The organism is Kitasatospora sp. NPDC088391, assembly GCF_044753345.1.
Lineage (GTDB): Bacteria > Actinomycetota > Actinomycetes > Streptomycetales > Streptomycetaceae > Kitasatospora.
On the sequence record NZ_JBIVNB010000004.1, the window covers coordinates 586,285 to 604,643 of the forward strand.

Below are 18,359 nucleotides of genomic sequence, written 5' to 3' on the forward strand. Positions count from 1 at the left end.
GTGGGTCAGGGGCGGTCGGTGAAGTGCTCGGGCAACTCGCTTACGAGGGAGGTCTGTTCGCGCTGCGCGCGGCCGAGAGGACGGGGCGGGACTGTCGGTGAACTGCTTGAGCAACTCGTGGGCGGGGGGCGGCCTGTTCGCGCTGCGCGCGGCTGCCGGACGGGAGGCCGGGGCCTGCGCTGCGCGTGGCCGGGGGCGGTGAGGGGGCTCGGCGAAGTGCTCGGGCGACTCGCCGGCGAGGGCGGTCCGTTCGCGCTGCGCGTGGCCGGGGGCGGTGGGTCAGGGGGTGGGCCAGCCGGTGTACTGCTCGGCGAGGTAGGTGCGGCCGGCCCGGGTGTTGACCAGGGTGTCGAGTTCGCCGAGTTGGCGGTGGTGGTCGAAGGGGGTGGCGTCCGGGGTGTTGTGCAGCAGGCGGGTCATCCAGGAGGAGAAGTGCTGGGCGCGCCAGACGCGCCGCAGGGCCTGCGGCTGGTAGTCGGCGAGGGCGGGCTCGCCCTCGGGGCCGAGGGCGCGGAGCAGGACGGCGGCGAGGACCTTGACGTCGTGCAGGGCGAGGTTGAGGCCGCGGGCGCCGGTCGGCGGGACGGTGTGGGCGGCGTCGCCGGCCAGCAGCAGGGAGCCCCAGCGCATCGGCTCCTGGACGAAGGAGCGGAACCGCAGCACCGCCCGCTCCAGGACGGGGCCCTCGACCAGGCGGAAGCCGTCCTCCCCGGCGACCCGGGCCTGCAGGGTCTCCCAGATCCGTTCGTCCGACCAGTCCTCGGTCCGCTCGTGCGGGTCGCACTGGAAGTACATCCGCTGCACGTCGGCCGTCCGTCGGCTGATCAGCGCGAAGCCGTGCGCGGAGTGCGCGTACACCAACTCGGGGGCGCTGGCCGGGGCCTGGGCCAGCACCCCGAACCAGGCGAAGGGGTACTCGGTGCCGTAGCGGGTGCGCAGCCGCTCCGGGACCAGGTTGCGGCAGGTGCCGCGCGAGCCGTCCGCGCCGACCACGTAGCGGGCCCGGATCTCGTGCCGGGTGCCGTCGGCGGCGGTGTACCGGACCCGGGGCGCGGCGGTGTCGACGTCCAGCACCTCGGTGTCGCGGACGCCGAAGTGCACCGCCCCGCCGTCCCGTTCGCGGGCGTCCGCCAGGTCGACGAAGACCTCGGTCTGCGGGTACAGCCACACCGAGGCGCCGACCAGGGCGCGGAAGTCGATCCGGTGCGGGCGGCCGCCGAAGCGCAGCTCGGTGCCCTCGTGCTCGTGGCCCTCGCGCAGGACGCGGTCGCTCACCCCGGTCTCCACCAGGTCGCGGGCCGCGCCGGCCTCCAGGATGCCGGCCCGGTGGGTGGCGGCGATCTCCTCCCGGGTGCGCAGGTCCACCGCCACCGCCTCGACGCCCGCCCGGCCCAGCAGGTGGGCCAGCATCAGCCCGGCCGGGCCCGCGCCGACCACCGCGACGGGCACCTCGGTGACGGTATCGACAACGGATTCGGGCATGACGGCTCCAGGGCACGGCGGGGAGGGTGACCGCACCCGGGGCGGCAGGCCGACCGGGCACGCCCCGAACGTTGGCACCCCGCCGCACCGGCCGTCCGCACCCTTTCCGCCTGGCGGAAAGCCGCCGTCGGCGGGGGGCACCCGTGCCGCAGACTCCGGACTACAGCGCCGTCCGGGCCCGCCGCCCCAGTTCCTCGGAGATCCCGTGCACCGCCCGCAGCAGCGGCTCCCGCAGGCCCCGCGCCCGGTCCGCGCCGCGCGCCGCCACCACGATGCCGAGCGCCGCGCCCACCGGCCCGCCCCGCCCGATCCGGACCGGCGCGGCCACCGCGACCGTGCTGTCGGAGAGCTGACGGTCGCTCACGAAGACCTGCTCGCGCCGGATCAGGTCCAGCTGCGCCCGCAGGACGCGCGGGTCGGTGACGGTGTGCTCGGTCCAGGACCGCAGCGGCTCCGCCAGCACCTCCTCCTGGAACTCGCGCGGCGCGTGCGCCAGCAGCACCCGGCCCATCCCGGTCGAGGCGACCGGGAAGCGGGTGCCCACCATGGTCAGCAGCTCCACCGAGCGGTGCCCGGCGATCCGCTCCACGAAGACCAGCTCGGTGCCCTCGCGCACCGCCAGCTGGATGTTCTCGTGGGTGGCCTCGTACAGGTCCTGCATGAACGGCAGCGCCGCGTCCCGCAGGATCTGGGTGCGCGGACAGCCCGAGGCGATCTCCCACAGCCGCAGCCCGACGTGCCAGGAGCCGTCCTCGGCCCGCTCCAGCGCGCCCCACGCGGCCAGCTCCGCCACCACCCGGTGCGCCGTGCTGACCGCCAGGCCGGCGCTCCGGGCGATCTCCGACAGCGTCCGGGACGGGTGCTCGCGGTCGAACGCCGCCAGCACCCGCAGCACCTTCCCGGCGGCCGAGACCCGCTCCGCCCCGGTGTCCACCGCGTCCGCTCCGCCCGTTCCGTCCATCCCGCCAGTCTCGCAGACCACCCCTGACCAGTACCGGAGGAGTTCCCGATGACCCTGCTCGCCCTCGCCTCGATGGCCGTCCGCCCCGCCCTGGAGGCGCTCGCCCCGCTGCTGCGCCGACCCGGCGCGCCCGTCCGGATCGAGGCCGGCGGCGGCGTCGAGGTGGCCCGCCGCATCCGGGCGGGCGCCCGGGCCGACCTCGCGGTGCTCGCCGCCGACGCGCTCGCCGCGCTGCACGCCGAAGGGCTGGCGGAGCGGCCCCGCCCGCTCTGGGTGTCGCGGACGGTCGCCGCGGTCGCCGCCGACGCCCCGCCGGTCGCCCTCGCCGACACCGCCGACCTGTGCGCCCTGCTGCGCGCCGCCGACGGCGTCGCCCACTCCACCGGCCCCAGCGGCACCGCGCTGCGCGCCCTGGTCGAACGGCTCGGCCTGGCCGGCGAGGTCCGGCTGGTGCAGGCCCCGCCGGGCGTCCCGGCCGGCCGCCTGCTGCGCGAGGGCGCGGCCACCGTCGCCTTCCAGCAGCACAGCGAACTCGCCGCCCTCCCGGGCGTCCGCGTCCTCGGCCCGCTCCCCGGCGACACCGCCATCACCTCCCTCTTCGCCGCCGCCGTCCTCACTTCCGCCCCCGCCCCCGGCCCCGCCCGCACCCTGCTCGGCCTCCTCGCCGCCCCGGAGGCGACCGCCGTCGCCGAGCGGCACGGCATGCACCCGCACGGGAACGGGGCGACCTGACGGTCCGTCGGACCGGCCGGGGGTTCACCCGGAGTGACGAACGGGCCGGTTTCGCATGGAAGTTCGATTATTACTGGTACTGGAAGGAAACTTTACTTTCTACTACTCTCGCTTCCGGCGGCTCGGCGCGGCGCCCGCACCGGATGGGGCGTGACGCGCTCAGTGAGAGCTCTGACCCGGCCGCCGCGGTGGTGTGCGGTCACCGCTTCTCCGGTGCGGCCCCTCCGCGGTGTGCGCCGGCGTCCAGCTCTCCCCGTTCCAGGTCAGGGAGTTCAGATGCACCAGGGAATGACGGCCCGACGAGCCCGGATCGGCGTGTACGCCGCCGTGCTCGCGCTACTGGCAGGACTGCTGCTCGGCTGGTCCCAGCGCGCGGGAGCCGCGGCCGACCCGCTGCTCTCCAAGGGCAAGGCCGCCACGGCCTCCTCCACCGAGAGCTCCTCGTACGCCGCCGGGAAGGCGTTCGACGGCAGCACCAGCACCCGGTGGGCCAGCGCCGAGGGCAAGGACCCGCAGTGGCTGCAGGTCGACCTCGGCGCGAACGCCAACGTCACCCGGATCAAGCTCAGCTGGGAGGCCGCCTACGCCAAGGCCTACCGGCTGGAGGTCTCCACCGACGCGGTCACCTGGACCGCCGTCGCCACCGAGAAGGCCGGCAACGGCGGCACCGACGAGTTCACCGGCCTGACCGGCAAGGGCCGCTACGTCCGGATGTACGGCACCGCCCGCGGCACCTCGTACGGCTACTCGCTGTACGAGATGGAGGTCTACGGCACCCCCGACGGCGGCACGCCGAGTCCCTCGCCCAGCGGCAGCACCCCGCCCCCCACCGGCGCGTTCACCGTCGTCGCCGCCGGTGACATCGCCGCCCAGTGCACCGCCTCCGACAGCAACTGCGCCCACCCGAAGACCGCCAAGCTCGCCCAGCAGATCAACCCGGCGTTCTACATCACCATGGGCGACAACCAGTACGACGACGCCCGCCTGTCGGACTTCAAGAACTACTACGACAAGACCTGGGGCGCCTTCAAGGCGAAGACCCACCCGATCCCCGGCAACCACGAGACCTACGACCCGGCCGGCTCGCTGTCCGGCTACAAGTCGTACTTCGGCTCGATCGCCTACCCGCAGGGCAAGAGCTACTACAGCTACGACCAGGGCAACTGGCACTTCCTCGCCCTCGACTCCAACTCCTTCGACCAGAGCGCCCAGATCGACTGGCTGAAGGCCGACCTGGCCGCCAACAGCAAGAAGTGCATCGCCGCCTACTGGCACCACCCGCTCTACTCCTCCGGCGGCCACGGCAACGACCCGGTCTCCAAGCCGGTCTGGAAGATCCTCTACGCCGCCAAGGCCGACCTGGTCCTGAACGGCCACGACCACCACTACGAGCGCTTCGCCCCGCAGGACCCGGACGGCAAGGCCACCGCCGACGGCATGGTCGAGATCGTCGGCGGCATGGGCGGCGCCGAGCCCTACCCGATCGAGCAGGTCCAGCCCAACAGCCAGAAGCGGATCAGCGGCGACTACGGCGTCCTGAAGCTCGACTTCACCGACAACGGCTACAGCTGGAGCTACGTCGGCACCGACGGCCAGATCAAGGACACCAGCCCGAACTACACCTGCCACTGATGATGTACCTGGCCACCACCGGCCGCCGCACCGACGCGCCGTCCCGCCCCGCCACCGGGGCGGGGCGGCGGGTCCCCGGCACCGTCCTCGCGCTCGGGGCGGTCAGCCTGGTCACCGACGTCTCCTCCGAGATGGTCACCGCCGTGCTGCCGCTCTACCTGGTGCTGGGCCTCGGCCTGTCACCCCTCCAATTCGGCTTCCTCGACGGCATGTTCAACGGCGCCACCGCCCTGGTGCGCCTCCTCGGCGGACGGCTCGCCGACCGCGGCGGCGGCCGGCACAAGCACGTCGCCGGCGCCGGCTACCTGCTCTCCGCGCTCTCCCGGCTCGGCCTGCTGCTGGCCGGCGGCGCCGCCACCGGCATCGCCGCCGCCCTCGCCGCCGACCGCCTCGGCAAGGGCGTCCGCACCGCCCCCCGGGACGCGATGATCTCGCTCAGCACACCCCCCGAGCACCTCGGCCGGGCCTTCGGCGTGCACCGCGCCATGGACACCACCGGCGCCCTGCTCGGCCCGCTGGTCGCCTTCGCCGTGCTCTGGGCCACCGCCGACGCCTACGACGCCGTCTTCGTGGTCTCCTTCGCCACCGGCCTGCTCGGCGTCCTGGTGCTGGCGCTGTTCGTCCGCGACGGCGCCCACGACCCGGCCGCGCCCGCGCGGACCGCCCGCACCGCCCCCGACCGCACCGCCCCCGCCCGCACCGCCCCCGACCGCCCGACGGTCCGCCAACTGCTGCGCGACCCCGCGCTGCGCCGGATCACCGCCGCCGCCGCGCTGCTCGGCGCCGCCACCGTCGGCGACTCCTTCCTCTACCTGCTGCTCCAGCGCCTGCTCGACCTGCCGGCCGAACTGTTCCCGCTGCTGCCGCTCGGCTCCGCCACCTGCTACCTGCTGCTCGCCGTCCCCGCCGGACGGCTCGCCGACCGCACCGGCCGGCGCGCCCCGTTCCTGGCCGGGCACCTCGCCCTGCTGGCCGGCTACCTGGTGCTGCTCGCCCCGATCGGCTGGGCCACCCTCGTCCTGGTCCTCGTCCTGCTCGGCGTCTTCTACGCCGCCACCGACGGCGTCCTGATGGCGCTGGCCGGCCCCGTCCTGCCCGCCGCCGGCCGGGCCGGCGGACTCGCCGTCGTCCAGACCGGACAGGCCCTGGCCCGCCTGGTCGGCGCCGCCGGCTTCGGCGCCGCCTGGACCTGGTGGGGCACCCGCCCCGCCCTCGCCGCCGCCGCGCTCGCGCTGGCCGCCGCCCTGCTCGCGGCCCGGCGCGTCCTCCCCGAAGGGAAGCCCTCATGACCACGGTCGACACGCCCGGAACGGCGGTGCGGGAGGAGCCGACGGGGCGTCAGGTCCCGGTGCTGCGGCTGGTGGTGCTCGGCGTCGCCGTGCTCGCCCTGCTCGGCGGCTCGCTCGGCTACGTGCTGCACGCCCGCGCCCGCGGCGGTCCGCACCGGGCCGTCGCCGCCGACGCCACCTTCGCCCTCGACCGGCCCGGCCTCTACTACCGGGACGCCGCCACCGGCCGGGTCGCCCGCGAGGGCGGCCCCGCCGGCGGCCCGTCCTGCGAACGCTTCTACGCCGGCGGCGACCGCGCCCTGTGCCTGCGCGCCCTGCCCGGCACCCCCGCCCGCACCGAAGCCGTCGTCTACGACCGGAAGTTCACCCAGGTCCAGAGCATCACCGTGCCCGGCATCCCGAACCGGGCCCGGGTCTCCGCCTCCGGCAACCTGCTGTCCTGGACGGCCTTCGCCGTCGGCGACTCCTACGCCGTCAGCGGCTTCTCCACCCGCACCTCCGTCCTCGACCTGCGCACCGGCTACCTGATCAAGTCGATCGAGAACATCCCGCTCACCATGGACGGCACCCGCTACCACGCCGCCGACGTCAACTACTGGGGCGTCAGCTTCGCGGCCGACGACAACCGGTTCTACGCCACCGTCTCCACCGGCGGCCGCACCCACCTGATCGAGGGCGACCTCGCCGCCTGGTCCGCGCACACCCTGCGGGAGAACGTCGAGTGCCCGTCGCTCTCCCCGGACGGCACCCGGCTCGCCTTCAAGAAGAAGGTCTCCGACGACCCCGCCGCCCCCTGGCGGCTCTACGTCCTCGACCTCGCCGACCTGCGCGAACACCCCGTCGCCGAGACCCGCAGCGTCGACGACCAGGCCGCCTGGCTGGACGGCGCCACCCTCGGCTACGCCCTCCCGAACGGCAATGGCAGTGGCAGCGGCGGAGGGCGCGGCACCGACCTCTGGACCGTCCCCGCCGACGGCTCCGGCGCCCCCGCCCTGCGCGTCCCCGGCGCCTCCTCCCCGGACGCCGTGTCGTAACCCGGGGGCTCAGCGGTCGACGTACTCGACGGTCTGCATCATGCCGAGATCCCCGTGCTGGAGCTGGTGGCAGTGCGCGGCCGTCCGGCCGGTGAAGTCCTCGTACCGGACCAGGAGGGTCACCGACTCCCCGGGACGGCCCCCGGCCAGGCCCACCGTGTCGTGCCAGACCGGCGGGTCCAGCCGCCGCCCGTCCCGGTGGGTCACCAGCACCGGGTTGGTGTGCAGGTGGAACGGGTGGTGGAAGGCCGGCAGCGACTCGCCGCTGCGCACCGTCCAGCGCTCCACCGCGCCCAGCCGCAGCGTGTGGTTGGTGAACGCCGGGTCGAACAGCCCGTACGCCGGGTCGCGGGCCGGATCGCCCGCCGGGTCGGCCGCGGGCGTCGCCCCGCTGCCCAGCATCCGGAAGGCGTTCGGGAACGGCTCCGGGAAGACCCCCGGGTCGGCGTGGAACACCACCTCGCGGCAGGCCCCCGGGTCGGTCACGTCCCGCTCGTCGAGGAACGGCCGCCCCGGCGGCAGCACGGCCGGCAGCCCCATCGGCGGCCGCACCGCCGGACCGGCCACCTCCACCGTCAGCAGCGGCCCCGGCACCCCGTCCGCCCGCAGCTCGTACCGGCCCGGCGCGCCGCCGCGCACCAGCACGTCGGCCCGGTTGCCCATCGACAGCTCCACCGCGTCCACCGCCACCGGCCGGGCGAACGTGACGCCGTCCTGGGCGATCTGATGCACCGTCGGGGGCGCGCCGTCCCCGACCAGCCGCAGCCGCAGCCCGGTGAAACCCGTCGCCGCGACCAGCCGCCAGCGCTGCACCTCGCCCGGGCGCAGCCGCAGCCCCGGGTTCACCGCCCCGTTGACGGTGAACACCGACGGGACGCCGTTCAGCCAGCCGCCCGTGGTGAACGCCGGAACCCGGCCGTCCCGGAGCTTCAGCTCGTTGACGCACACCACCAGGTCGGCGGCCGCCGCGATCTCCGGCACCTCGTCGACGTCGCCCTCCACCACGATCACCCCGGCCATCCCGCCCGCCAACTGCTCGGCCGTCGAACCGTGCAGGTGCGGGTGGTACCAGTAGGTGCCCGCGGGATGGCCGGCCGGGACGTGCACCACCGAGGCGTACTGCGGCTCCGGGGCGCCCGCGGCGGCCTGCTCCGCCGTGCGCGGCGCGAAGACCCGCAGCACGTTGTCGGCCCACCCCGACGGGGAGACGTGCATCCCGTGGGTGTGCAGGTTGAAGCTGTTCGGCCGGTGCGGCGTGTTGCAGCCCCCCGCGTGCGGCGGGTCCGGCGGCAGGCCGTTGACGTGCGTCAGCCGCAGCGTGCCGCCCGCCCGCACCCGCAGGGTCGGCCCCGGCAGCGTCCCGCCGTAGGCCCGGCAGACCACCGTCCCCAGGCCCGGCACCCGGACCTCCGCGAACCGCACGTCGAAGGTGTGCTCCAGCAGGCCCGAGCGCCCCGCCGCCACCACCGCGGGCTGCGGAAAACCGCCCCCGGCCGCCGCCGCCCGCCACCCGGACCCCAGCCCGTCGGCCGCCGCCAGACCGACCGCCGCGGCCGCCTTCAACACCGACCGGCGGCCCACACCGCCACGCTCACCCATGCCCGGGAATCTATGCCGCCGCCCCGCGGCCGCCGGGCGGCGCGCGGCACCGCCCCGTGATCACCCCGTTCGGCCCAGCGCCCCGCCCGGCCCCGCCCACGCCCCGCCCTGCGATGATCCTCCCGTGCCGACCCACGTGTACCGAGTGACCAAGTACGACCCCGCCGACCGCGACGGACGCGGCCACTACACCGGGACGGCGGAGCCCGTCAGCGACCACGGCCCCGTCGAGGCCGCCTACCTCGACGCCGTCACCGCCTTCGCCGAGGACTCCGGGGTGGACGAGCTGGAGCTCCGGGAGCCGGGCGTGGCCGGTCCGGTGCACTTCGGACTCGAACCCGCCCTCGACGGCTCCGGCCTCGACGGCCTGCTGCCCGGCGGCCGGGCCGCCCTGCACGACGGCCTGCGGGTCCCGCTCGCCACCGCCCGCGAACTCGTCCGCGCCATGCTGCGCGACCACGGCCTCTGGTGCCGGCTGGAGGACGGCGACCGCTTCACCGCGCACGTCGGCCGGGACCAGTACCTGTACCTCGGCAGCCACGCCCCCTGCGAGCGGGCCCTCGCCCGCACCGCCGCCGCCGGCCTGTTCCCCGAACGCATCGACGCCTCCCCGTACGACCACCGGGACGAGGACGAGCCGCCCGGCCCCGCCCGCCCCGCCGACCGGGTGTTCCGGGACCGGCTGCGGCACTGCGTCGAGTCCGGCGCGGTCGCCCTGCTCGAGGAGCAGTACGCGGACAACGACACCCGCTGGCACCGCCTCACCCCCGCCACCCTGGACGCCGTGCTGGCCGGCCTCGCCCCGCGCGCCCGGCTCGCCGCCCGGCCCGACCCGTTCACCGCCCTCCCCGCCGCCACCGCCGCGCTGCGCGCCCTCCCCGCCGACGAACTGGTCGAACTGCTCGTCGACCCCCCCGACGGCCGGATCACCGCCGCCCTCGCCGGGGCCGCCGAACACCTCGCCGCCCTCGCCGCCCTCCCGGTCGGGAGCCGGGCCGCGCTGCTGCCGCTCGCCCTCGACGAGCGCCGGCCGCTGCTCACCGCCGTGCTCCCCGACCCCGACGGCGTCCTCCGGGCCCGTTGGCGCCCCGAACCCGGGACGGACGACGCCCACTGGGCCCGGCTGCGCGCCCTGCCGCTCGGCGACCGGGTCGCCGTGGTCGCGGGCGAGGACGGCCGCACCGAACTCGACGGCCTGCCCGCCGTGCTGCGGGGCGCCGCCCTGCCCGGCAGCATGGTGGTGGCCCGGGTCGCCGGGGTCGACCTGGTCCGCGAACACGTCCTGCTCGACCCCGAGGCCGACTCCGCGGACGTCCTCCGCCGGGGCCTCCGCCCGGCGCCGGGGCCCGCCTGACGACCCGTCGCACCCGAGACGAGGGAGACGCCGATGAGCTGCACACCCGTCCACATCACCCGCCCCGCGCTGGTGCCCGGACCGCACGTGGTGGACGCCGCCCGGATCCGCGAGGACATCCTGGCCCGCAACCCCGACCACCCGCAGCGCGAGACCATCCGCAAGGCCCTCACCAACCTGCCCGGCACCCGCCGCTACCTCGCCCCCTACGAGGAGATCGTCGGCGAGCGCGACACCCGGCGCCGCAAGGACGACACCTTCGACACCGTCCGCCGCGCCGCCGCCGGGGCCGCCCGCGCCGTCCTCGCCGACACCGGACTCGCCCCCGCCGACCTCGACTGCGTGATCGTCTCCAGCGCCACCGCCGACAAGGTCCCCGGCCTCGGCGTCCACCTGCTCAACGACCTCGGGCTGCGCCCGGAGACCCGCATCCGCAGCACCACCCAGGCCGCCTGCGCGGGCGGCGCGCTCGCGCTGGTCATGGCCGAGGAGCACCTCGCCCGGCACCCCGGGCACATCGTGCTGGTGCTGGTCGGCGAATTCCTCTCCGCGCTCTACCAGGACAGCGCCCGCACCCTGGAGGACCAGATCTACAAGGCGCTCTGGGGCGACCTGGTCTCCGCCACCCTGGTCGCCGCCCGCCCGCTCGGCCCCGCCCCCACCCTGCGGATCGACCACACCTGGGAGTACACCCTCCCCGGCACCGTCGAGCGCTACCGCAAGGTCACCGACGAGCGCGGCGACCACTTCTCCTCCACCCGCGACTCGCTGCGCTCCGTCACCGACCTCGCCCCCGCGCTGCGCGACTGGCTCGACCGGAACACCGACGGCCCGCTCGACTTCGGCGTCCTGCACCCCGGCGGCCCCGCCATCCTCACTCGGCTCGGCAAGGTCCTCGGCGTCGACGAGGAGTTCGTCCGGCACTCCCGCGACGTCCTCGCCGAGGAGGGCAACCTCGGCGGTGCCACCCTCTTCTCCGTCCTCGACCGCACCCACCGCGCCCCGCCCCGCCCCGGCGCCCGCGGCCTGGTCTTCGGCCTCGGCCCCGGCGTCACCGCCGCCGCCCTGCTCACCACCTGGACGGCCTGACACCCGGGCGGCCCCGCCCCGGCCCGGGCAGGATGGGGCCGACGGGGCAGGGCCCGGGCAGCCGGGACGGACGAACGGACGGTGCCCGATGGAGAGCGCGACCCACGACCCGCAGGACACCGGCCCGCAGGAGACCGGTGCGCGGGAGACCGGTGCGCCGCAGGCCGGTGCGCGGGAGACCGGTGCGCGGGAGGTCGGTGCGCCGCAGGAGGTCGGTGTCATCCACGACCCGCACGACGTCGTCGACATCCGCACCGCGCAGGCCGCGGTCTCCACCGGGCGGCTCCCGTCCCGCGAGGCCGTCGAGGCGGCGCTCACCGGGGTGCTGCGGCGCTTCCGCGACGACCGGCGCGGGCAGGTCGCCGACTACATCCCGGTCCTGGCCGCCGCCGACCCCGACCTGTTCGGCGTCGCCGTCGCGCACGTCGGCGGCACCGTGCACGCCGCGGGCGACGCCGACCACCGGTTCTCGATCCAGTCGATCTCCAAGGCGTTCGTCTTCGCCCTGGTCGACCAGGAACTCGGCCACGAGACCGTCCGCCGCCGGATCGGCGTCAACAGCACCGGACTGCCCTTCAACTCGGTGCTGGCCGTCGAACTCAACCACGGCCGCCCGATGAACCCGCTGGTCAACGCCGGGGCGCTGGCCACCACCGCGCTGGTGCCCGGCGAAACGCCCGAGCAGCGCTGGGAGTTCGTCCGGCGCGGCCTGTCCCGGTTCGCCGGCCGCGAACTGGCCCTCGACCCGGAGGTGTACGCCTCCGAGTCCGCCACCAACCAGCGCAACGAGTCGATCGCCCGCCTGCTCGACAGCTACGGCGCGCTGGCCCGCGACCCCGTCACCACCACCGACCTCTACACCCGGCAGTGCTCGCTCGCCGTCTCCACCCGGGACCTCGCCGTGATGGGCGCGACCCTGGCCGGCGGCGGCGTCAACCCGCTCACCGGCGAGAGCGTCGTGGCCCCCGACGTCTGCCGCGACACCCTCGCCGCCCTGGCCACCGCCGGCCTCTACGAACACAGCGGCGACTGGCTCTACGAGGTCGGCATGCCCGGCAAGAGCGGCGTCTCCGGCGGCATCGTCACCGTCGCCCCGGGCAAGGGCGGCATCGCTGTCTTCTCCCCCCGCCTCGACGACGCCGGCAACAGCGTCCGCGGCCAACGCGTCACCCACCACCTCTCCGGCGCCCTCGGCCTCAACCTCTTCGCCTCCACCCCGCACCCGGCCGCCGCCGGCCCGGCCGCCCCGGCCCCGGAGGTCGGGTTCCGCCGCTGAACGGCTGTCGGGGATCATGGCCTCATGGACGCAGGGGCGGGACAGCAGATCGACCTCGAACGCAAGGCCCGGGAATTCGACCGGGACGAGGTCCGTGGGGCGGAGGAGGAACGGGAGGGGCAGCGCAGGCGGGTGCTGTCCGAGTTTCCCCAGAAGCAGTGGCTCCGACTGCCGCTCGAACGCTACGCGCTCGGGCCCGACTCCGTCGGGTCGTCCTTCTGCCGGGTCCTGGAGTACGGCACCGACGCCCTCGGCAGCATCCGCGGCGGCAGCGCCGCCAAGCACATCATCTACCAGCACAACACGGGGGAGTGGCGCTACCCCGCGCCCCTGGGGCACCTGGACGAGCAGGAGGCATGGCGGCGGATTCGGGCCGAGTTCGTCATGGCGCTGGAGATGGCCGGGGCCAGGGATTTCCGCGCCCTGGACGACCTCGGGACGTTGTCCTTCGGACAGGCGATGGTGACCAAGGCGCTGTCGGTCTACTACCCCCACTACTTCCTGCCGATCTTCTCCGCCGAGCATGTACGGCACTTCACCGCCCTGCTCGACGGAATCGGACTCCCCAACCAGCCGGGCGTGCGGACCTGGACGGCGAACAGGTACCTGTACCGCCTCGTCCAGGAGCGGCCGGAGTTCGACGGCTGGTCGCCGTTCGAGGTGATGCGGTTCCTCTACACCGAGTTCGACCCCAGGATTCCCGACGGCGACGTCTGGAAGATCGCACCGGGGGCGGAGGGACAGCTCTGGCCGGAATTCCGGGAGGACGGCTGCATCCGGGTCGGCTGGGGCGAGGTCGGTGACCTCGGACAGTACGAGAGCGACCGCGCCCTGAAGCAGGTGCTCGACGGCCACCGGCCCGGCTCGGCCGGCCACAACCTCCGGCTCGCCCGCCAGTTGCTGGAGTTCCGCGACCTCGAACCCGGCGAGCAGATCGTCGCCAACCGCGGGAAGTCCGAAGTGCTGGCGCTCGGTACCGTGACCGGGGGCTACGTCTACGACGATTTCCGGCCCGATTACCCTCACCGGCTGGCGGTCGACTGGGACACCTCCTACGCGCAGTACCTCGACAGCCCCGTCCACGCCTGGCAGCAGACCTTCGCGAAGGTGCCGGACCGGCTGCTCCGGCAGATCCGCAGTCGGCGGCGGACCGTGCGCGACCCTGCCGCGACCGGGGCGGAGGCCCCCGCCCCGCAGCCGCCCGCCGAACCGCCCGCCGAGGTGCGCCGGGTGCTCGAGGCGCTCGACCACAAGGGGCAGGTCATCCTGCAGGGGCCGCCCGGCACCGGCAAGACCCGGCTCGCCCTCAGCACCGCCCTGGCCCTGGCCGATCGGGTCCACCTGATCGACGCCGGGCCCGCCGAACGGGCCGCCGCCGTCGCCGAACTGCTGGCGCTGCCCCAGGCGCCCGCCGGGACCGGCCCGGCCGAGCAGCCGCCCGCCGGGCGGCTGACCATGGTCACCTTCCACCCGTCCTACGGCTACGAGGACTTCGTCGAGGGGTTCAAGCCCGTCAAGGCGTCCGGCGAGGCCGGGCTCCGGCTCGACCTGCGCGAGGGACTGTTCCGGCGGGTCTGCCGGGCCGCCCGGGACGAGCCGGACGAGACCTTCCTGCTGATCATCGACGAGATCAACCGCGGTGACCTGCCCCGCATCCTCGGCGAACTGATCACCCTCCTGGAGCTCGACAAGCGGGGCATCCCCGTCACCCTGCCGATCAGCGAGGAGCAGCAGGCCGTCCCGCCGAACGTCCGGATCATCGGCACCATGAACAGCGCCGACCGGAGCACCGGACACCTCGACGCCGCGATCCGCCGGCGCTTCGCCACCATCGAGGTGCCGCCCGACCCGGAGGCCGTCGCGGGGAACGTCGGCGGCCTCGAACTCGCCGACCTGCTGGGCGAACTCAACGTCCGGCTGTACGAGACCTTCGGGCCGGACCAGGTGATCGGCCAGGCCGCCCTGATGCGCGAGGACCGCCCCGTCGCCACACCCGAGGAGCTCGCCGCCGCCTTCCGGCACGACATCGTCCCGCTCGTGGACGACCACTGCCTCGGGCGCCCCGAACAACTGCGGGCGATCTTCGGCAGCCTCGCCGACCCCGACACCGGACGGATCGCCTGGAGCAGCGCCGCCGACCTGCCCGCGCTGCTGGCCGCCGAATTCACCCCCGTCGGCCGGGACGACACCCGCGATGCGTGACCGCCGCACCGGCCCGCCCGAAGTGGAGATCGGCGAGCACAGCACCGTCGAGCTCGGCCGCGGACAACTCACCGAGGACGACGTCCGCCGACTGCGCGCCCTCGGGTCCACGGGCGCCCTCGCGCTGCGGGACACCCGGCGGGGCTGGGCGATCAGCACCAGGTCGGTCACGGGCATCCTCGTCCTCGACCGGGTCCGGCTCACCCTGACCCCCAAACTCCCCGTCCCCGGCGACCAGCTCATCACCTGGCTCTGCTACGCCCACGGCACGCCCGTACCGCACGAACAGACGCTTCGCCGCTGGCGCACCAGCAGCACCGGCTACGCGGACCTGGTACTGCCCGCGCTCCTGGCGGAGTGCCAGGCCGTGCTCCGCCGGGGCCCCAACTGCGGGTACCGGCCCGTCGACCGGATCGAACCGGGGCTGCGCGGACAGTTGGACATCCGCCGCCAGGTGGTCCGCCGCTACGGCGCGGTCGACCGCCTGCACGTCCGGACCCACGAGCGCCAACCCGTGATCTGGGAGAACCAGATCTGCGGGGCCGCCCTCGCCGCCGCCGTCCGGCTGGCCGCCGGTCGGCCCGCCCTCGCCCGGGAGCTCGCGGCCGTCGCGGCCGGCTTCCCGAACCCCCGGCTCGACAGCACCGCCACCCGCCTGCTGGACCGGGCCCGCTACACCCGGGTCAACCAGCACTACCGGGCCGCACACGCCTGGTCCGCGCTGGTCCTGCGCGGCGGTGGCGTCAGCGACCTGCTCGACCACCGCGGCCACCGGGCCGGAAGCCTGTTGCTGAGCGTCGACCGGCTCTGGGAACTCGTGGTCGGACGGATGGCCGAGGACGCGGCCAGGCGGGCGGGCGGCCGTGCGGCGCGGCCGGACGAAGGCCGCATCGTCACCCTCGGCGGACTTCCCCCGGGACTCCGGTCCTTCCGCCCCGACACGCTGCTCGCCTTCGACCACCCCGGGCCGACCCGCTTCCTCGCCGTCGACGCGAAGCACAAGGACCTGCAGAACACGAACGTGGACGCCGACGACCGGCACCAACTCCTGACCTACATCGCCGGATACACCACCCCCGCCGCGCCCGTGGCCGCCATCGTCCACCCCGCCCGCAGCGGGACCTCCCACCGCACCCTGCGGGTCCTGGGCCCGCGCGGGCCGCTCGGGGCGATCGAGGTGTTCGGCCTCGACACCCGGCTCCCGCCGGAGCAGGCGGCCCGCCCCCTGCGGGAGTTCATCGCGTCGTTCGCCGCTCCGGCCGGATCTCCCTGACGGTCCGTCAGAGCCGGCCCGCGCCCGCGCCGGCGGTGACCTTCGCGGGGACGGCGGCGGCCGGGTCGAGGGCGGTGCGGAGGGTGGGGGTCCAGCCGGAGGAGGAGGTGAGGGGCTTGCCGGGGTTGGCGGTGTTCCAGGCGGCGACCAGGTCGGTGACGGCGCCGTTGACGGTGTTGCCCCGCGCGGTCAGGCCGGTGCCGCCCCAGTTGCGGAGGGCGTCGGCGGCCGTGATCCCCGACGGGAGGGTGAACGCGTTGTTCTCCGCGATGATCCGCGAGGACTTGCCGACCCCGATCCCGTAGTCGAAGCTCCCCGCCCTGGGCGCGTACAGGTTGTCGTAGACGTCCACCTGCCCGAACCGGACCCGGGGCGCCCGCTCCACCGCGTTCTGCCACAGGTTGTGGTGGAAGGTCACCCGCAGGTGGCCCGCGTCGGTGGCCGAGGCGCCGTCGCTGTTGCCGATCAGGTCGGTCTTGTCGTGGTCCCGGAACACGTTCCACGAGGCGGTGACGTAGTCCGCGCCCTTGACCACGTCCAGCAGCCCGTCGTGCACCTGGTAGAGCCGCCCGAAGTACTTCGGCAGCGAGGAGTCCGGCACCGCCCCGTCCGAGAAGGTGTCGTGGTCCACCCACACGTGGGTCGCCCCGTACACCGTCACCGCGTCGTACATCGAGTTCCAGTTGCCGTCGGAGCCGTCCGTCGGGTCCCACTGCGGGAAGCAGTCCGCCGCGTTCTCGAAGGACAGGTTGCGGACGATCACGTTGTCGACGTTCTTGACGACCAGTCCGCCGCCGCGCAGCGTCCCGCCGTCGACGCCGACGATGGTGGTGTTCGCGCCCACGTTGATCTGCACCCGGTCGGCCTGCTTCTTCTGCGAGGCCGCCCGGGCGTCCTCCTGCGCCCCCGAGGGCACCTTCGACGTCCCCCACGCCTTCGGGTCGTAGGCCGCCAGGTAGGCGCCCAGGGCGTAGCCGCCGGTGGTGTACGCCGAGCAGTCCAGGTGCCTGCCCGCGTCGTCGGTGTTCAGGTCGATCACCCCCGAGACCTGGACGATCTTCGGGGTGGCGTTCGCGCCGTTGCCGGAGTTCTTCCCGCCCAGCGCCGCGACCAGCTGCGCCCGGGTCGAGACCGTGACGGTGTGCGCCGCGTCCGCCTTCGACCCGCCCGTGGTGCCCGTGGTGGCCGAGGCCCAGCCGTCCTTCGCCGCCAGCACCGCGTGCCCCAGGTCGCCCGCGTCGGCGGCCGGGGCGGCGAGCGACCCGCACAGCACGGCGGAGGCGAACAGCGGCCCGGCGACCCGGGCGGCGGCGGTGCGGGCGCGGGCGATGGGGGCGGTGGGGACGGCGGGGGCGGCGGACGGGCGCATGGCGGGCTCCTGGGCGAGGGGGCGGCTCCGGCTCGTCATGCTGGGGAGGGCGCCGGAACCCCGTCAAGGCCCGGCCGGGCCGCCCCCGGCGGGGCCGGGCCCGGGCGCCGAAACGTCCATGACGGGCCGTCACCCCGCGGGCGGGCGGGGGAGGTTCAGAACTCGCTCGACACGCCGAGGTCGTGGCGCATCGCGTGGCGCATCGCCTTGATCAGTTCCCACAGCTCGCGCTGCGCCGCGGCGGCCGAGTCCAGGGTCTCGTCGGGCCGGGCCCGGCCCTGCTCCAGGCGTTTGACGGCGGCGTAGACCCCGGTCAGGGCGTGGTTGGCGGCTTCGCCCGCGACGATCACCCGGTCCGGGGCCACCATCTGGGTCTCCGACCAGTGGTTGCGGTGCGCGTCCTTGGCCTCCTCCAGGGCGCGGACGTCCGGCTCGGCCGGGTCGCGCTCGCGCAGCACGTGCAGGTGGCGGTTGAGGGCGGTGGCGAACTGGCGGGCGTCCCGGTACAGCCGGGTGTAGCAGTCCCGGCGCAGCGCCGCGCTCTCCCGGGACTCCTGGAAGGCGCGGGCGAGTTCGAGCTCCCGCCGCTTGTTGCGCTCCGCGCCCCACTGGGTCAGCAGCGCGCCCCCCAGCGTCCCCGCCACGCCCGTCACCGCGATGGCCACCGTCCCCAAGCTCATCGCGCACCCTAGCCGCCGCGGCCCGCCGATCGGACGCCCGTTCGGGAATCGGCCCGACGCACCGTCAGGCCGGGCCCGTCCGCCCGTCCCCGCCCGGACCGGCCGCTCCCAGGACCGCCGCCAGCAGACCCGGGAAGCGGGCGTCCAGTTCGTCCCGGCGCAGGGCCATGATCCGGTTCTTGCCCTCCTGCCGGGTGGTCGTCAGACCCGCCTCGCGCAGGACGCGCCAGTGGTTGGAGAGGGTGGAGCGCGGCACGGCCAGGCCGTCCGGGCTGCACGCGCTCTCGCCGAGCGCGGCCATCCGCCGCACCAGCGACAGCCGCACGGGGTCGCCCAACGCGTGCAGCACTGCCGCCAGTTCCATGTCCTCCGCCATGCCCGTAGTAT

At 75.1% G+C, this 18,359-nt stretch carries 15 protein-coding genes; 9 read left to right on the top strand and 6 right to left on the bottom strand.

All coding sequences use genetic code 11. The features are described from left to right. Positions 1-279 precede the first annotated feature (279 nt). Both ACIQBJ_RS15830 and ACIQBJ_RS15835 read right to left on the bottom strand, forming a co-directional pair. Positions 280-1,482: a 4-hydroxybenzoate 3-monooxygenase gene (locus tag ACIQBJ_RS15830; protein ID WP_400709347.1), complete on the bottom strand. Its 1,203-nt coding sequence runs from the start codon at positions 1,480-1,482 to the stop codon at positions 280-282. Between the two features lie 160 nt (positions 1,483-1,642). After that, positions 1,643-2,443 carry an IclR family transcriptional regulator gene (locus tag ACIQBJ_RS15835; RefSeq protein WP_400709350.1) on the bottom strand — a complete coding sequence of 267 codons (801 nt, stop codon included), beginning with the start codon at positions 2,441-2,443 and terminating at the stop codon, positions 1,643-1,645. Positions 2,444-2,491: 48 nt separating this feature from the next. On the opposite strand from ACIQBJ_RS15835, the gene ACIQBJ_RS15840 reads away from it, so the two are divergent. The 4 genes from ACIQBJ_RS15840 (at position 2,492) to ACIQBJ_RS15855 (ending at position 7,130) form a co-directional block, all read left to right on the top strand. Beyond that, a complete protein-coding gene (locus tag ACIQBJ_RS15840) occupies positions 2,492-3,175 on the top strand; it encodes a molybdate ABC transporter substrate-binding protein (RefSeq protein WP_400709353.1) in 684 nt (227 codons plus the stop codon). 288 nt (positions 3,176-3,463) lie between these two features. Further along, positions 3,464-4,807 carry a discoidin domain-containing protein gene (locus tag ACIQBJ_RS15845; RefSeq protein WP_400709356.1) on the top strand — a complete coding sequence of 448 codons (1,344 nt, stop codon included), beginning with the start codon at positions 3,464-3,466 and terminating at the stop codon, positions 4,805-4,807. A gap of 2 nt (positions 4,808-4,809) precedes the next feature. Beyond that, on the top strand, positions 4,810-6,096 hold the full coding sequence (locus ACIQBJ_RS15850; RefSeq protein ID WP_400709797.1) for an MFS transporter: 1,287 nt from the start codon (positions 4,810-4,812) through the stop codon (positions 6,094-6,096). Beyond that, entirely contained in the window at positions 6,093-7,130 is a 1,038-nt protein-coding gene (locus tag ACIQBJ_RS15855) for a hypothetical protein (protein WP_400709359.1), read from the top strand. The genes ACIQBJ_RS15850 and ACIQBJ_RS15855 overlap by 4 nt, the downstream gene beginning before the upstream one ends. A gap of 9 nt (positions 7,131-7,139) precedes the next feature. On the opposite strand, the gene ACIQBJ_RS15860 is transcribed toward ACIQBJ_RS15855, so the two are convergent. Beyond that, positions 7,140-8,729, bottom strand: coding sequence for a multicopper oxidase family protein (locus ACIQBJ_RS15860; RefSeq protein ID WP_400709362.1), 1,590 nt, complete (start codon positions 8,727-8,729; stop codon positions 7,140-7,142). Positions 8,730-8,853: 124 nt separating this feature from the next. Here ACIQBJ_RS15860 and ACIQBJ_RS15865 point away from each other — a divergent pair, with 124 nt between their 5' ends. The 5 genes from ACIQBJ_RS15865 to ACIQBJ_RS15885 all read left to right on the top strand — a co-directional run bounded on the left by ACIQBJ_RS15865 (position 8,854) and on the right by ACIQBJ_RS15885 (position 15,923). Further along, entirely contained in the window at positions 8,854-10,083 is a 1,230-nt protein-coding gene (locus ACIQBJ_RS15865) for an RNA-binding protein (protein WP_400709365.1), read from the top strand. 33 nt (positions 10,084-10,116) lie between these two features. Beyond that, positions 10,117-11,172 carry a PhlD gene (locus tag ACIQBJ_RS15870; protein WP_400709368.1) on the top strand — a complete coding sequence of 352 codons (1,056 nt, stop codon included), beginning with the start codon at positions 10,117-10,119 and terminating at the stop codon, positions 11,170-11,172. 88 nt (positions 11,173-11,260) lie between these two features. Then, complete coding sequence (glsA, locus tag ACIQBJ_RS15875) at positions 11,261-12,448, top strand: glutaminase A (protein ID WP_400709371.1); 1,188 nt, start codon at positions 11,261-11,263, stop codon at positions 12,446-12,448. Positions 12,449-12,472: 24 nt separating this feature from the next. Beyond that, positions 12,473-14,650, top strand: coding sequence for an AAA family ATPase (locus tag ACIQBJ_RS15880; protein WP_400709374.1), 2,178 nt, complete (start codon positions 12,473-12,475; stop codon positions 14,648-14,650). After that, on the top strand, positions 14,643-15,923 hold the full coding sequence (locus ACIQBJ_RS15885) for a PE-PGRS family protein (protein ID WP_400709377.1): 1,281 nt from the start codon (positions 14,643-14,645) through the stop codon (positions 15,921-15,923). Before ACIQBJ_RS15880 ends, ACIQBJ_RS15885 begins: the two co-directional genes overlap by 8 nt. A gap of 7 nt (positions 15,924-15,930) precedes the next feature. On the opposite strand, the gene ACIQBJ_RS15890 is transcribed toward ACIQBJ_RS15885, so the two are convergent. The 3 genes from ACIQBJ_RS15890 to ACIQBJ_RS15900 all read right to left on the bottom strand — a co-directional run bounded on the left by ACIQBJ_RS15890 (position 15,931) and on the right by ACIQBJ_RS15900 (position 18,348). Continuing rightward, complete coding sequence (locus ACIQBJ_RS15890; RefSeq protein WP_400709380.1) at positions 15,931-17,331, bottom strand: polysaccharide lyase family 1 protein; 1,401 nt, start codon at positions 17,329-17,331, stop codon at positions 15,931-15,933. 116 nt (positions 17,332-17,447) lie between these two features. After that, entirely contained in the window at positions 17,448-17,972 is a 525-nt protein-coding gene (locus tag ACIQBJ_RS15895) for a hypothetical protein (protein ID WP_400709383.1), read from the bottom strand. Positions 17,973-18,036: 64 nt separating this feature from the next. Next, the gene (locus ACIQBJ_RS15900; RefSeq protein WP_400709386.1) at positions 18,037-18,348 is read right to left on the bottom strand and encodes an ArsR/SmtB family transcription factor; all 312 of its coding nucleotides are present in this window, start codon (positions 18,346-18,348) and stop codon (positions 18,037-18,039) included. Positions 18,349-18,359: the final 11 nt, after the last annotated feature.

Excerpts from the sequence above, each read along its gene's own strand:
- ACIQBJ_RS15830 (WP_400709347.1), bottom strand. The coding sequence starts at position 1,482 with ATGCCCGAATCCGTTGTCGATACCGTCACCGAGGTGCCCGTCGCGGTG.
- ACIQBJ_RS15835 (WP_400709350.1), bottom strand. The coding sequence starts at position 2,443 with ATGGACGGAACGGGCGGAGCGGACGCGGTGGACACCGGGGCGGAGCGG.
- ACIQBJ_RS15840 (WP_400709353.1), top strand. The coding sequence starts at position 2,492 with ATGACCCTGCTCGCCCTCGCCTCGATGGCCGTCCGCCCCGCCCTGGAG.
- ACIQBJ_RS15845 (WP_400709356.1), top strand. The coding sequence starts at position 3,464 with ATGACGGCCCGACGAGCCCGGATCGGCGTGTACGCCGCCGTGCTCGCG.
- ACIQBJ_RS15850 (WP_400709797.1), top strand. The coding sequence starts at position 4,810 with ATGTACCTGGCCACCACCGGCCGCCGCACCGACGCGCCGTCCCGCCCC.
- ACIQBJ_RS15855 (WP_400709359.1), top strand. The coding sequence starts at position 6,093 with ATGACCACGGTCGACACGCCCGGAACGGCGGTGCGGGAGGAGCCGACG.
- ACIQBJ_RS15860 (WP_400709362.1), bottom strand. The coding sequence starts at position 8,729 with ATGGGTGAGCGTGGCGGTGTGGGCCGCCGGTCGGTGTTGAAGGCGGCC.
- ACIQBJ_RS15870 (WP_400709368.1), top strand. The coding sequence starts at position 10,117 with ATGAGCTGCACACCCGTCCACATCACCCGCCCCGCGCTGGTGCCCGGA.
- glsA (WP_400709371.1), top strand. The coding sequence starts at position 11,261 with ATGGAGAGCGCGACCCACGACCCGCAGGACACCGGCCCGCAGGAGACC.
- ACIQBJ_RS15880 (WP_400709374.1), top strand. The coding sequence starts at position 12,473 with ATGGACGCAGGGGCGGGACAGCAGATCGACCTCGAACGCAAGGCCCGG.
- ACIQBJ_RS15885 (WP_400709377.1), top strand. The coding sequence starts at position 14,643 with ATGCGTGACCGCCGCACCGGCCCGCCCGAAGTGGAGATCGGCGAGCAC.
- ACIQBJ_RS15890 (WP_400709380.1), bottom strand. The coding sequence starts at position 17,331 with ATGACGAGCCGGAGCCGCCCCCTCGCCCAGGAGCCCGCCATGCGCCCG.
- ACIQBJ_RS15895 (WP_400709383.1), bottom strand. The coding sequence starts at position 17,972 with ATGAGCTTGGGGACGGTGGCCATCGCGGTGACGGGCGTGGCGGGGACG.
- ACIQBJ_RS15900 (WP_400709386.1), bottom strand. The coding sequence starts at position 18,348 with ATGGCGGAGGACATGGAACTGGCGGCAGTGCTGCACGCGTTGGGCGAC.